Origin of the sequence: Gluconobacter sp. P5B12, from assembly GCF_018812035.1 — a bacterium.
GTDB lineage: Bacteria > Pseudomonadota > Alphaproteobacteria > Acetobacterales > Acetobacteraceae > Gluconobacter.
Genome location: NZ_JACRVV010000001.1, coordinates 553,877 through 566,444 on the forward strand (window position 1 = coordinate 553,877; position 12,568 = coordinate 566,444).

General features: G+C 57.5%; 11 protein-coding genes. 7 read left to right on the plus strand and 4 right to left on the minus strand.

All coding sequences use genetic code 11. The annotated features are described in order from the left end of the window. Nucleotides 1-344 precede the first annotated feature (344 nt). Nucleotides 345-542: a hypothetical protein gene (locus KP702_RS16090; protein WP_252348490.1), complete on the plus strand. Its 198-nt coding sequence runs from the start codon at nucleotides 345-347 to the stop codon at nucleotides 540-542. On the opposite strand, the gene glyS is transcribed toward KP702_RS16090, so the two are convergent. Continuing rightward, complete coding sequence (glyS, locus tag KP702_RS02530) at nucleotides 527-2,581, minus strand: glycine--tRNA ligase subunit beta (protein WP_215768452.1); 2,055 nt, start codon at nucleotides 2,579-2,581, stop codon at nucleotides 527-529. The genes KP702_RS16090 and glyS overlap by 16 nt on opposite strands. Then, nucleotides 2,574-3,452, minus strand: a complete 879-nt coding sequence (locus KP702_RS02535; protein WP_202206523.1) for a glycine--tRNA ligase subunit alpha — start codon at nucleotides 3,450-3,452, stop codon at nucleotides 2,574-2,576. The genes glyS and KP702_RS02535 overlap by 8 nt, the downstream gene beginning before the upstream one ends. Nucleotides 3,453-4,028: 576 nt before the next feature. Between KP702_RS02535 and KP702_RS02540 the strand changes: the two genes are divergently transcribed. From KP702_RS02540 to KP702_RS02565, 6 genes are all read left to right on the plus strand, one after another. Further along, nucleotides 4,029-4,796 carry a DUF2076 domain-containing protein gene (locus KP702_RS02540; RefSeq protein ID WP_202206524.1) on the plus strand — a complete coding sequence of 256 codons (768 nt, stop codon included), beginning with the start codon at nucleotides 4,029-4,031 and terminating at the stop codon, nucleotides 4,794-4,796. Between the two features lie 148 nt (nucleotides 4,797-4,944). Then, entirely contained in the window at nucleotides 4,945-6,468 is a 1,524-nt protein-coding gene (locus KP702_RS02545) for an FAD-dependent oxidoreductase (RefSeq protein WP_215768453.1), read from the plus strand. Nucleotides 6,469-6,549: 81 nt separating this feature from the next. Then, complete coding sequence (aspS, locus tag KP702_RS02550) at nucleotides 6,550-8,346, plus strand: aspartate--tRNA ligase (protein WP_215768454.1); 1,797 nt, start codon at nucleotides 6,550-6,552, stop codon at nucleotides 8,344-8,346. A 268-nt stretch (nucleotides 8,347-8,614) separates the two neighbouring features. Then, nucleotides 8,615-10,066 carry a sugar porter family MFS transporter gene (locus KP702_RS02555; RefSeq protein ID WP_202206527.1) on the plus strand — a complete coding sequence of 484 codons (1,452 nt, stop codon included), beginning with the start codon at nucleotides 8,615-8,617 and terminating at the stop codon, nucleotides 10,064-10,066. A gap of 119 nt (nucleotides 10,067-10,185) precedes the next feature. After that, nucleotides 10,186-10,833, plus strand: a complete 648-nt coding sequence (locus KP702_RS02560) for a CPBP family intramembrane glutamic endopeptidase (RefSeq protein ID WP_215768455.1) — start codon at nucleotides 10,186-10,188, stop codon at nucleotides 10,831-10,833. 131 nt (nucleotides 10,834-10,964) lie between these two features. Next, complete coding sequence (locus tag KP702_RS02565; RefSeq protein ID WP_215748914.1) at nucleotides 10,965-11,258, plus strand: hypothetical protein; 294 nt, start codon at nucleotides 10,965-10,967, stop codon at nucleotides 11,256-11,258. 38 nt (nucleotides 11,259-11,296) lie between these two features. On the opposite strand, the gene KP702_RS02570 is transcribed toward KP702_RS02565, so the two are convergent. Both KP702_RS02570 and KP702_RS02575 read right to left on the minus strand, forming a co-directional pair. After that, entirely contained in the window at nucleotides 11,297-12,067 is a 771-nt protein-coding gene (locus KP702_RS02570) for an exodeoxyribonuclease III (RefSeq protein ID WP_215768456.1), read from the minus strand. A 4-nt stretch (nucleotides 12,068-12,071) separates the two neighbouring features. Then, on the minus strand, nucleotides 12,072-12,416 hold the full coding sequence (locus KP702_RS02575) for an iron-sulfur cluster assembly accessory protein (RefSeq protein ID WP_215768457.1): 345 nt from the start codon (nucleotides 12,414-12,416) through the stop codon (nucleotides 12,072-12,074). Nucleotides 12,417-12,568: the final 152 nt, after the last annotated feature.

Below are 12,568 nucleotides of genomic sequence, written 5' to 3' on the forward strand. Positions count from 1 at the left end.
CAATGTCCGGCGCGCGAGATCCGACAGAAGCTCCGTCAGGTTTGTAGCATTGCACTTCAGAACTGGCGTGACGCCAGATCCTAACAGGAGCGGCGATGTTTGAGCGGGTTGTGCGGCTTCTGTCGCAATTAGAATGGGGATGATCGGGTGATGACGGCTGCCTGCGTGAAAGTCCTGAAGGTCCAGCGCGTAACCTTCGGTCTGGGCGAGAGCCGCGGCGTCGAATTGAGACCCACCAACCTTGAATTCCAGAACGAACGTTGCATCCGGGGAAATGAGGACGGTGTCGATCCGGCCGCCCAGACGGGGAATGGGGAATTCGAACAGGATTTACCAGCAGCCGTTTGCGGCAGGGCAATCAGCGTGGGGCGGAGAAGATCAAGTTGGGTGGCCCAGGCACGGAGTTGTTGAGGTTCACTGGAGAAGCGCCTGCGCCCGGCTTCGTGGGCGAGGCGCTCTCCAATACGATCCGGGTCCGTGTTGAGGAACGTGGCGACTGGGCCGGACCACCACGCTCCCATCAGGTTCAGCCCTCGATCTGACCGAAATCGGCGATCAGGGCTGTGGTCGTGCGGAAAGTCGCCAGAAGCTTCAGACGGTTGGCGCGAATGTCGGCTTCCGGGGCGTTGACGGTAACAGCATCGAAGAAGCGGTCCAGCGCCGGGCGCAGGGCTGCAATCGCCTGCATCGCATCGGTGAAACGCTCGTTTTTCAGGGCCGTCTCGATCGCAGGAACGGCACTGTTTAGACCATCTGCCAGAGCGCGCTCTTCATCCTGTGCGTAGAGAGACGCATCCGGTGTTCCCTTGTGAGGGCCGTCCTTCTTGTCTTCGATGCGCAGAATGTTGGCGGCGCGCTTGGCTGCGGCGAGAAGGTTTTTGCCGTCTTCCGTCTGGATCATGTCAGACAGCGCCGAAGTGCGGGCCAGAAGACGCACAAGATCGCCATCCAAACCGCCTGCCAGGGTGGCGGCCAGAACGTCATGACGTTCGCCTTCGCTGCGAAGTTGAACGCGCAGACGGTCTGCCATGAAGTCCGGCAGTTTGGCGAGTTCCCCGCCGGTGCGACCATTTGCCGCCTTGGCAAAGAGGTCCGTCACATCCAAGCGCAGACCGTTGTCACGAATGGTACGGATCACGCCCAGTGCAGCGCGGCGCAGGCCGTACGGATCGCCCGAGCCGGTGGGTGTCTCGCCAATGGCAAAGAAGCCAGCCAGCAGATCCAGACGATCCGCAAGGGCCACAGCAACCGAAACGGGAGCTTTTGCCGTATCGTCGGACTGGCCGCGTGGCATGTAATGCTCGGCCACAGCCTTCGAAACGGCGTCGCCTTCGCCATCATGCGCCGCGTAATAGCCGCCCATGACGCCCTGAAGCTCGGGGAATTCGCCGACCATGCCGGTCGTCAGATCTGCTTTAGACAGCAGACCTGCGCGCTTTGCCTGTTCGATCTGCTCTCCGCTTAGCCCCATGGCAGAAGCGACAGTTCCGGCAAGATCGGAAATCCGCTTGGCACGCTCGCCCAGCGTTCCCAGTTTGGCATGGAACGTCACGGCATCGAGGGCTGCCACGCGGTCCGAGAGCTTTGTCTTGCGATCCAGATCCCAGAAGTGACGGGCATCGGCGAAACGGGCACGCAGAACGCGCTCGTTTCCAGCGATCGTCAGCTTGCCGCCGTCCTTGAACGGCAGGTTGGCGACGAAAGCGAAGAACGGCGCGGCCTTGCCATCTGCATTACGCAGGGCAAAGTAGCGCTGATTGATGCGCATCGAGACCTGCATGACTTCGGCGGGCAGGTCCATGAATGCGTCGTCGATGCGGCCCAGAAGCGGAACCGGATATTCGACCAGACCGGCGACTTCATCGACCAGTCCTTCGTCTTCCACAACCGTGATGCCCTGCTGTTCAGCCAGACGGTGAACACCGGTACGGATCATGTCGCGGCGCTTGTCCGCATCAACGATGACGGAGCGTGTTTCCAGCTCTTCCAGCCAATGATCCGCCGAACGGACTTCAAACCCGCCGGGCGCCAGAAAGCGATGGCCTTCGGACAGGTTGGAGGACTTCAGGCCGTGGGCATCGTCGCCATCGCGGGCGAGCGAGAAGGGAACGACCTTACCGTCAAGAAGGCAGGTAATGCGACGGAGCGGGCGCACCCATGAGAAGTTCGAGCCTGCACCCCAGCGCATGGACTTGGCCCAGGGGAACTTCCACAGAAGGTCTGGCACGACTTCAGCCACGCGGCTTTCCGCGCTCACGGGATCAAGCTGCTTGTTCAGAACCCAGAAGCCGTTTTCCAACGTCAGTTCATCAACTGTGACGCCATGCTTGCGGGTAAAGCCTTCAAGAGCCTTTTCCGGCGCGCCTTCACGGGGGCCACGCTCGGAGACGGTACGAGCCGGGATTTCGGCGTCGACGTTCAGGACGGTCGCGATGCGGCGGGTGCCGTAAAACGTCTGAACATCGGACGGGTTAAGGCCATCAAGAGCCTTGGTCAGAAGGGCACCGAGTTCGCTCGCAGCCTTGGGCTGCATGCCTGCCGGGATTTCTTCGCAGAACAGTTCAAGCAACAGTTCAGCCATTGGACGTCTCCTCCTCGCCAGCAAGCCACGCTTCACAGGAGGCTTTCGCCAGCGTCCGGACGCGTCCGATATAGGATGCGCGTTCAGAGACGGAAATCACGCCGCGGGCATCCAGAAGATTGAAATAATGGGAAGCCTTCAGGCACTGATCGAACGCAGGCTGTGCGACGCCAGCTTCTGCCAAACGGATGGACTCTTTTTCCGCATTGTTGAAATGCGTGAGCAGCATCTGCGTGTCGGCCAGTTCGAAGTTGTGACGGGAATAGTCACGCTCGGCCCTCAGGAAGACGTCACCGTACTTGAGGCCCTTGCCGTTGAAATCCAAGTCGTAAACGTTCTCAACGCCCTGAACATACATGGCCAGCCGTTCCAGACCGTAAGTCAGTTCGGTGGAGGGCATGACGGTCGGGATACCGCCGACCTGCTGGAAATACGTGAACTGCGTGACTTCCATGCCGTCACACCAGACTTCCCAACCCAGCCCCCAGGCGCCGATCGTCGGATTTTCCCAGTCGTCTTCTACGAATCGGATATCGTGCTTTTCGGGATCGATCCCGATGGCGCGATAGCTCTCCAGAAGCAGGTTTTGACTCTCTTCCGGTGTTGGCTTCAGCAGGACCTGATACTGGTAATAGTGCTGGAGGCGGTTCGGGTTCTGGCCATAACGACCGTCCGACGGGCGCCGGCAGGGCTGCACATAGGCCGCAGCCCATGGCTTCGAGCCCAGGGCGCGCAGGGTCGTATGAGGGGAGAGCGTTCCGGCTCCGACTTCTGTGTCATAGGGCTGCAAAATGGCGCAGCCCTTTTCAGACCAGAATTGATGAAGGCGCAGGATCAGGTCCTGAAAGCTGAGCGGCCGGGTCGCAGACAATTCAATAGGCTCCGGTTGGCAAAATTGGCCGTTACCTTACAGCCTGAGGTCCAGAACCGGAAGTGAGCGGGGTTATTGGACTGTTAGATCGTTGAAAATTCGCTGCTAGCCTTATCAAACGCCGCTTTACCGCCAGAGCTGGTGCTTATCCAGGCTGTTACTTTCAGCACGTGGGTATGTCTTCTGTCTGAGCCGCAAGGGGGGGGAGAAGGTCGAATACACATCTGCAGCAATTTCGTTCAGGGCGAAGCTCCGGCCATCACATGATTCGACGTGGCTTGCTATCGCCTTGGATGCGGCCGTGACATCGCGGATGTCCTCGTCAAATGGACGAATCGCTATGATACGGGAATGGCTGGAAAGGCCCGGGTAGCCCAAGCATGAAACTAAAGATCAGACACTGTGTTTGACTGCATGATATGCAGGTCGTCGTGAGCCTTGAAAGCAGTCAGGTGCGTTACGTCTAATTTAGTAGCAGGCGTGATGGAGCTGCAGGTCGATCCCTTGTCGATTGAGCGCTGGTGCCTCATATGATGGGGGAGAACGTAACTTCTTCGTCTGGAAGGATCAAAGACGATGAACAACGAAGAACGCGAAGTCATTTCCCGCTTTATCGGCCGTGTTGGTGGTGCGCAGCAGGGGGGGGGCTTCAGCCAGCAGCAGATGCCAGCTCTTCCGCCGATCGACCCTGAGGCTGATCGCTTCATTGCTGATAACTTCCAGAAATATCCGGAAGCCCGTTATCGCGTGACGCAGATGGCGGTTGTGCAGGAAGCAGCGCTTGCTCAGGCACAGAACCGTATCCGCCAGCTGGAATTTCAGCTTCAGCAGGCGCAGCAGCAGCTCCAGCAGGCTCAGCAAAGCCGTCCATCCGGAAGTGGCGGGCTATTTGGTGGTCTGTTCGGCGGTGGCAACAACAACCGCCAGCAGGCTTCTGCTCCGCCTCCGGGCTGGGGAGCGCAAGGCGGCGCCATGCCTCCGCCAAACTTCCAGCCGCAGCAGCAGTATGGTTATCCGCCAGGATATCAGCCGGGCATGTTCCAGCGCGGCGGGTCAGGCTTTCTGGGTTCCGCTCTCACCACGGCTGCCGGCGTGGCTGGCGGCATGATGGCAGCGAATGCGCTTGAAGGTCTGTTCAGCGATCATCACGGTGGTGGTGATGCCGGTGCTTTCGGCGGTGGTGGCGAAACCATTATCAACAACAACTATGGTGACGCTGGTTCCGATCCCTTTGGTGGCGCTGGAACGGATGCTGGCGGCGGCTTCACGGATTCCGATTTTGGCGGCGCTGGAGGAGACTTCGGCGGTGGCGGAGACGGTGGTGGCTTCGACGACATGTTCTAAAGGCGCACAATGTTACGCCTAAATAGACGTCGCATCACAAAAACCCGTCGGGCTTAGTCCGGCGGGTTTTTTGCTGTCTGCCAACCTGGGTGCCTATACTGCGTTGGTTTTTGTAACGAGATTTTCCACTATTTTCAGGGGCTGTCCGATGAGCACCAATGATTTTCGCGACCTAGTGGCCTTCAAGGATCTGGAAGAGGGACAGATTGCCTCTTTTTCCATGGAGGGCACTTCGGTTGTTCTGGTGAAGGACGGCGAGGAGGTGCATGCCCTGGGTGGCAAGTGCCCTCATAAAGAAGCGCCGATGGAGCAGGGCGCGTTCTGCAAGACTGAAAAAGGCAGTGTGTTGGTCTGTCCTTGGCATAAGGCAGTTTTCGATGCAGTGGATGGCAGCCTTGTAGAGCCGCTCGCTCTTGAGCCGTTACCGCGTTACCCCGTGGAAATTGTCGATGGGCGGGTGCTGGTCGGAACCAACCCTACGAAAAGGGATATGCCGTCGGCGCATCAGGAAGATGAAACGGTCCTGATCCTTGGTGCAGGTGCTGCGGGAGTGATGGCTGCGGTGACACTTCGTCAGGGAGGGTTCGCCGGAAAAATCACGATGGTGACGGAAGAGAAACACCGTCCGTATGATCGGACTGCATTGAGCAAGACTGTATTGCTGAGCGAGCCGGAAAAGGCCCATGCCCCCTCGCTGCGGAGCGAGACTTTTTATGGGCAGCATCGCATCAGTGTGAAGCACGCAACAATTCTGACCTTTGATCCAGCCTCGAAGACAGCGGAATTGTCAGACGGAACGAGCCTAACTGGCAATCATGTTTTGATCGCAACGGGTGCGCGTTCAAAGCGTCTGGATATCCCTGGCTCAGATTTGAAGCGCGTCTTCACGCTGCACCGGGAACAGGATGCGGAAGACATTGCCCGTGTTGTTGACCCGGACCAGGCAGTGACCATCATCGGAGCAGGTTTCATTGGGCTGGAAGTCGCCTCATGCCTGCGGCAGCGGGGAGTAGGGGTCACGATTATCGCCGATACCGATGTGCCGATGGAAAAGCATTTTGGTCGGGAGATCGGAACGCGTTTGCGGCAGTTGCATGAAGAAAATGGCGTGGCGTTTGTCTCTGACGCGAAGGTTGTGAAAATCTACGGAGACAAAAAGGCGGAAGGGGTGGAACTGGAGGACGGTATGAAGCTGCCAGCCTCTTTCATTCTGGCTGGCATCGGAGTAACGCCCGTAACGGACTTTGTGCAGGGGCTGGACCGGGATGATGACGGAGCAATCGTCGTAGATCATCTGATGCGGGCTGCTCCCGGTGTTTATGCGGCAGGTGACGCGTCTGCGATCCTGCATGAAGGTAAACCTCGGCGAATCGAGCATTGGCGCCATGCGCAGGTGCAGGGGCGTATCGCTGCCTTGGCCATAATGGGACATGAAACAACCCATCTGCCAACGCCCTGGTTCTGGACGCAGCAATTCGGAAAGAAAATTGAGTTGCTTGGCTGGGGCGAGAGCTTCGATAACGTCAGCCTTGAAGGGGATATCAAGGGCTTCAGCTTCCTTGCGACCTATCTTAAGGATGGAAAGCTCGTTGCGCTGGCGGGCGCGGGTCATGCGTACGACATGGCCAGAGCCGCCGTCGATTTCGAAGGTTTTGTGCAGGAAAAGCTCTGAACCGCGCACGAAGCTTGACATGAGCGGGCCGTCCCGGCTTCCTGCGCCCACTTATCCGCCAGGACGTTGAAGAGGCCCGACATGCATCCATACCGCACCCATGACTGTAGCGCCCTGCGTGAACAGGACGCCGGACAGACCGTCCGCCTGTCCGGCTGGGTGCACAGCAAGCGCGACCATGGTGGCCTGCTGTTCATCGATCTGCGTGACCATTATGGCGTGACCCAGGTTGTTATCCCGGCTGGCACGGACCTGCTGGAAAAGGCCGAGCGCCTTCGCGTTGAGAGCGTCATTACCGTCACCGGTAAGGTTGTGGTCCGTCAGGGTTCCCGGCGGAACCCGAACCTGCCGACGGGTGACATCGAAGTTCTTGCAGAAGAACTCGAAGTGCGGTCCAACGCGGCTGTTCTGCCATTTCAGGTGGCCGGTCAGGAAAACTATCCTGAAGAACTGCGCCTGAAGTACCGCTACATCGATCTCCGTCGCGAGAAGATGCATCAGAACATCCTGCTGCGCAGCCGGGTCATCACCAGCCTGCGCCAGCGGATGATCGCGCAGGGCTTCACCGAGTTCCAGACCCCTATCCTGACGGCGTCTTCCCCTGAAGGAGCTCGTGACTTCCTCGTGCCGGCGCGTCTGCATCCGGGCAAGTTCTACGCGCTTCCGCAGGCTCCCCAGCAGTTCAAGCAGCTTGCGATGGTGGCGGGTTTCGACCGCTACTTCCAGATTGCTCCGTGCTTCCGCGATGAAGCCTCACGCGCCGACCGTAGCCCGGGTGAGTTTTATCAGCTCGACTTCGAGATGTCCTTCGTCACTCAGGAAGATGTCTTTACGGTTCTGGAGCCGGTTCTGGCTGGCGTGTTCAATGAGTTCACGCCGGAAGGCTGGAAGATCACGGACGGCGCATTCCCGCGCATTCCGTATGCTGACGCCATGCGCGATTACGGCTCTGACAAGCCGGATCTGCGTAACCCGTTGATCATCAAGGACGTGACAGATGCTTTCCGGGATTCCGGTTTTGGTCTGTTCGCCAAGATTGCGGCTTCCGGCGGTCAGATCCGTGCGATCCCGGCACCGGGTGCGGGTGATCGTCCGCGTGGTTTCTTTGACAAGCTGAACACCTGGGCCCGTGAGAGCGGTGCGGGTGGTCTGGGCTACATCATTTTCGAGGCAGAAGGCGGTAAGGGCCCGATTGCCAAAAACCTTGAGGCTGAGCGCGTCGAGAGCATCCGTGAGATCTGTGGCCTGAAGGCTGGCGATGCCGTGTTCTTTGCTGCGGGCAAGGGTGACGAAGTTGCCAAGTTCTCCGGCGTTGTCCGCACCAAGGTGGCAACGGAGCTGGACCTGATCGAGAAGAACGCGTTCCGCTTCTGCTGGGTTGTGGACTTCCCGATGTTCGAGCTCAACGAAGAGACGGGTAAGGTGGACTTCTCCCACAACCCGTTCTCCATGCCGCAGGGTGGCCTGGACGCGCTGAACACGCAGGACCCGCTGACGATCAACGCCTATCAGTACGACATCGTCTGCAACGGCGTGGAACTGTCGTCCGGCGCAATCCGGAACCATCTGCCGGAAGTCATGCTGCGCGCGTTCGAGATCGCAGGCTACGGCCCGGAAGTTGTGGAAGAGCGCTTTGGCGGCATGCTGAATGCCTTCCGCTACGGCGCTCCGCCGCATGGTGGTGCTGCTCCGGGGGTGGACCGTATCGTGATGCTGCTGGCTGATGAGCCGAATATCCGTGAAGTCATTCTTTTCCCGCTGAACCAGAGCGGCGAAGACCTGATGATGGAAGCACCGGCCCCGGTTGAGCCAGCGCGTCTGAAGGAACTGCATCTGGCACTGGATCTGCCAAAGCCGAAGCCTGCCGTCACAAAGTAAGCCTTCCAGCTTTCGGAACGGAAAAGCCGATGCTCCTGATGGAGTGTCGGCTTTTTATTGGAGATAAGATTGCGGTGGGTCGGTATAAAAATCACTAATCAAGAATTTTATCAGTATCAAACCAACCTGATTTGGTAGAGTTTTTGAACTGTATTTGTGTAAGGAATGTATCTCTGAAGAAGGGTGGAATATGATTTCATTGATGGAAAACTTTTCCATGGAACGACCGTTTCTGTAGCTATCTGTAGCGATCAAGAAAGGTTTTTCGGTGAGTAGCTCCCTTCCGGAACGAGATGGCGTCACTGTGCAGGGTCGGGTGCAACAGGGGCGGCGAAATGCTTTTCTTTTTGCTGGTGCAGCCGGCCTGGCCGGTTTGATGTTCGGGCTAGATACCGGTGTCATTGCTGGGGCCCTGAAATTTATGGGGGCAGACCTTCAGGCCAACGAACGCGCGCTGGAATGGATCGTCTCTTCCCTGATGCTTGGAGCTGCGGCTGGCTCGTTACTCGCCATTCCGCTGTCTCATCATCGAGGGCGCCGCGGAGCGATGTTTTATGCAGGATTACTCTTCCTGCTCGGCACGGCCCTATGTTCGCTGACGTCTTCCATCCCCGTCATGATTGCAGGGCGTGTCTGTCTGGGGCTGGGGGTTGGTTTTGCCTCTTTTTCGGCCCCGCTTTACATCGCTGAAATCACGGAAAAAAGCCGACGCGGCAAGATGATCTCGATGTATCAGCTTGTCATTACAGCAGGCATGCTGCTGGCACTGCTATCAGACAGTCTGCTGTCTTATGGCGGCCATTGGCGGTGGATGCTCGGAATTCTGGCTGTTCCAACAGTCGTTTTCATTCTCGCAACCTTACAGGTTCCCTATTCTCCGCGCTGGCTAGCCATGCGTGGGCGTCGACAGGAAGCCCATACGGTTCTGCAGAAGGTGCGTGGTTCCAAGAAAAGGGCGACGGAAGAACTCAACCGCATTGAAGAAAACCTGCGCAAAACAGAGGGGAACGGGTTTGCTCTGCTGAAGTCTTCTTCGGGGTTCCGAAAGACTTTTGCTCTAGGAATTGGTTTACAGATTTTTCAGCAACTCGCGGGCATCAATATCCTGATGTACTACGCACCGCATATTCTGGAGCATCTGGGTTTCTCCACATCGGCTGCCGTCTGGTGCACAACGCTGCTTGGACTGGCCAATATGGTGTCAACGTTTGCCGCTATTGTTCTGATTGACCGTTGGGGGCGGCGCCCTTTGCTGCTTGTCAGCACTGTCGTGGCCTCTCTAAGTCTCGGCGTGTTTGGAACTCTGCTTTACCTGCATGTTGGCGGGATGTTCGGACAGATCGCTATTGTCAGTCTGCTTGTCCTGTTCATTCTTGGATATGCGTTTGGGGAAGGTCCCATTCCCTGGACAATGTGCACGGAAATTCAGCCGCTGCAGGGACGGACTCTCGCAATCGCCTGTTCCACATTCGCCAACTGGATCACGAACTGGCTGATCAGCAACGTCTTTCTGTCTGTCATGGGGGCGATTAACGACTATGGCGTGTTCTGGCTGCTGGCAGGCTTCAATGCGGTTTTCTTCGTGATTGGCTATGTGTTTGTGCCAGAAACCAAAGACTGCTCGTTGGAAGATATCGAGCAGCGGGTCGAAGCGGGAATGCCCTTGCGGGAAATTGGTCAGCCAAGTCGTCCCGAGAAGGCCTCTCCTGCGAACTGGTAGGAGGCAGAGTCACTGTCTGCATGATCGGCCATCGTGGTTTCGGTTTTTGGGTTGTGCTGTCATGGGGAGGGATCCTGTGAGATCGTGAGGTGTGACAGAGTCTTTTGGAAGATCCCGGTATGTCCTCTTCTCATGGTCCCTCTATCCTAAATCGACTTCGTTTAGGGACGGAATTTCTGGCCCTTTACGGAGGTGGCCCTCTTCTGATTTTGATGGAGCGGCGAGCCGGGCTTTTGTTCGGGCTGATCTGGATCGCTGCTTTGCTGGCATTTGTCTGGATGCGGCAAGATCGGCCTGAACCGCATCAGTTTCCATTTGAGGTGCGGGGTATTCTCGTAAGATTTGCGGTTCTCGCGCCGCTTGTTGTGTTGCTGGCATGGTGTCTGTGGCCGGACACTTTTCTCAGCCTGCCACGGCAAAAGCCATTTTTCTGGCTGATGATCATGGGGTTGTATCCTCTGTTGTCCGTCTGGCCTCAGGAAGTTCTGTACCGGGCATTTCTTTTTCGGCGTTACAGCGTTGTCTTCGGATCAACAGAACGAACGGTTCTTGCGAGTGCTCTGGCCTTCGGGTTTGCACATGTGATCTTCCTGAACTGGATCGCTGTTGTCATGACCACGCTGGGTGGTCTGATCTTTGCCCGGGATTACGGGCGGCACCGGTCATTGAAGCTGGTCTGTCTGGAGCACAGTCTTTACGGGTGTCTGATTTTTACGGTCGGGCTGGGACGGTTTTTCTACACCGGCGCTGCCTGGCATCATGGCTAAAGTATTGAAACGGCTGTTGCATATTGCAGCAGAGAATCTTTTTTCCGCCACAACTCCGCCTGATCACTGCCTTGTGAGGGCAGCAATGTAGCACTCCTACGCAGCGCCTTTTGTAAGAGGAGTGAGACGCTATGTTGAAACATCTGTCGGGCTTGCTCGCCGTGTCGGCGCTTTTTGTCGGAGCCATGGCTCTGCCACCTATCAGCGGAACGGCCCAAGCTCAGTTCGTTCCCTATCAGGGCCCGTATCGCCAGACGCCGCCCCCACCGCCACATCCTCCCAATGAAAGGATTCCGCCGCATGCACGGACCATGCAGTGGGTCCCGGGGCAGTGGAAATGGGTTGGAAATGGCTATCAGTGGATGCCAGGCCATCTGGCCCGAGTGCAAGCTCACAGGCCGCCGCCATATCTGCCGCGGGGTTGAAATGGAAAAGCCGCTCCTCAGGGTACGGCTTTTTTTATCTAGCGGAGTGTCACAATCACCGGAACATGGTCTGAAGCTTTTTCAGCCGAACGCTCGTCACGGTCGATCGTGAACGAAACAAGCTGTTCGGTGACGCGCGGGGAGAGCAGGGCGTGGTCAATGCGCAGGCCGGAGTTCCGTTGGAATGCGGCGGCCTGATAGTCCCAGAATGTGTAGTGACGACCAGTAGGATGAACAGCGCGTAGAGCGTCTGTCAGACCCAGCCATTGCAGGCGGTGGAAGGCTGCGCGGGTTTCCGGTCGCACCAGCGCATCAGTAGGCGATAGAGCCTTGGGCGCGAGATCTTCATCTGTGGGGCAGACGTTATAATCTCCGATGAAGGCGAATGACTTTTCGCTCTCCAGAAATTCTTTTCCTCGAACTGCCAGCGCCTCAAAGAACGCGAGTTTTTTGCTGTACCCGTCTTCTCCACCGGAGTTTCCGTTGGGAAGGTAGAGGTTACCAATCGTCAGACCATCTAGCTCACATTCAATATAACGAGCCGTGGGGTCATCGAAGCCGGGCAGGGTGTGCGTTGTAACGTCAAATGGGCGGCGGCCAATGAACGCTACGCCGTTATAAGCTTTCTGGCCTGTCGTGGCGACGTGATAGCCTGCGTCCTTGAAAACCGCCGGGAACTGGCTGTCCTCACATTTGATTTCCTGAAGGCAGAGAAGGTCGCACTCCGGATGACGCTCCAGCCAGTCCTGAACGAGATGCGAGCGGGCGCGGATGGAATTGATGTTCCAGCTTGCGAAGGTGAAGGACATTCTATCAGGCCAGCGAGAAGCTTGTACCGCAGCCGCAGGCTGAGGCTGCGTTGGGGTTCGTGACCGTGAAGTGCGCCCCCATCAGCTTGTCCACGAATTCCAGCTCGGCGCCTTCAAGCAGATCGAGGCTGGTTTCATCGACATAGACAGTCGCGCCATCGCGTTGGATCAGAACGTCATCATCGTTCTTCGTGCGATCCAGCTTGAACTGGTATTGGAAGCCATTGCAGCCTCCTGCCAGAACAGCGACGCGCAAAGCCAGCCCCTCGGGTTCCGGCTGGGCGGAAATGATTTCCATGATCCGTGCCGCCGCACTGGCAGACATGGTGAAGGAAGGGGTTTCGGACATTGCTCGTTCCCGGTTTCTGGAGGTCTGCTGAAAGGCAGGACGGTTCTGGTCCTGATTATATGGTCAGACTGGGGTCAGGGGCAAAGGGGTAGAGTTGCGCTGAAGGGAGCCTGTCGTAGAATGACGCGTTTGATCCAGCAATTAGAGTGCTT

Coding starts and splice junctions, on each gene's coding strand:
- KP702_RS02570 (WP_215768456.1), bottom strand. CDS start 12,067: ATGTCCTTCACCTTCGCAAGCTGGAACATCAATTCCATCCGCGCCCGC.
- KP702_RS02540 (WP_202206524.1), top strand. CDS start 4,029: ATGAACAACGAAGAACGCGAAGTCATTTCCCGCTTTATCGGCCGTGTT.
- glyS (WP_215768452.1), bottom strand. CDS start 2,581: ATGGCTGAACTGTTGCTTGAACTGTTCTGCGAAGAAATCCCGGCAGGC.
- aspS (WP_215768454.1), top strand. CDS start 6,550: ATGCATCCATACCGCACCCATGACTGTAGCGCCCTGCGTGAACAGGAC.
- KP702_RS02560 (WP_215768455.1), top strand. CDS start 10,186: ATGTCCTCTTCTCATGGTCCCTCTATCCTAAATCGACTTCGTTTAGGG.
- KP702_RS02575 (WP_215768457.1), bottom strand. CDS start 12,416: ATGTCCGAAACCCCTTCCTTCACCATGTCTGCCAGTGCGGCGGCACGG.
- KP702_RS02545 (WP_215768453.1), top strand. CDS start 4,945: ATGAGCACCAATGATTTTCGCGACCTAGTGGCCTTCAAGGATCTGGAA.
- KP702_RS02565 (WP_215748914.1), top strand. CDS start 10,965: ATGTTGAAACATCTGTCGGGCTTGCTCGCCGTGTCGGCGCTTTTTGTC.